Annotated in this window: 1 pseudogene; it reads left to right on the top strand. The window is 30.2% G+C overall.

Annotated features, from left to right (window positions below):
• Positions 1–289: 289 nt before the first annotated feature.
• Positions 290–764: pseudogene (locus tag AC1DRF_RS30660) on the top strand (hydralysin-2); the annotation flags it as partial.

The following is a 764-nucleotide window of genomic DNA, read 5'->3' as shown; positions in this document are numbered from 1 at the left end:
AAATAATTTATCATTTACTTAATGCTATAGAAATTCCATTATTTTTGCTTTTTAGTTTTTATATAGTTACTTAATGTTTCGTTTTACTTAATAAAATTTTTAAACTACCACTTTTTTAGTATAGTTACTAGTTTTTCTTAAAATATTTTTGTTAATAAATTAATAATATATATATATATTTTACTTAACAGTAAATTAATAATATATTGTTATAAAAATTTACATCTGATTCTTATGATGCTATTATATAGAAGTATTTTCCTATTTTAAACCTTAAAGGAGTGTTTTGATGCCTATCCAAGAAAAATTTTCGTTTTCAGAATTATCTGCAGTTGGTTCAAATCCTAACAGTGTAAGAGAAAAATTTAAAGAGCGCTTTGGTACATTACCAGACGGCATCTCTGTAAACAGCGAAACGTATTATGATGCGTCAAAACCAGCAATTACAGAACAATATGGACATCCTTGTTATAAGACAGTGGGAGAATTTACGTATCAAATTGGAGATGGAAAACCACCTAGTGAAGCAATCTTGGGTAGTAACTATGCTATTAATCATGGCGATGAAGAAGCATCTATTTCTTTAAGTGTACAAGGTAACTGGACAGAAACGAAAACATGGTCGTCAGAAACCACAACTGGTTTAAGCATTTCTTCAAAGTTTACCTTAGAAGGTGTATTTGAATCAGGAGCCGAATTTTCTGTTTCCACAACCGTTGGAGAGTCTTCTTCTACTTCCGTTTCAAGGAGTGCAGCATCTACGG

It is taken from the genome of Priestia sp. P5_B4 (assembly GCF_056400385.1).
Note: the sequence above shows the minus strand (reverse complement) of the source record. Positions and strands in the feature narration are given on the sequence as shown.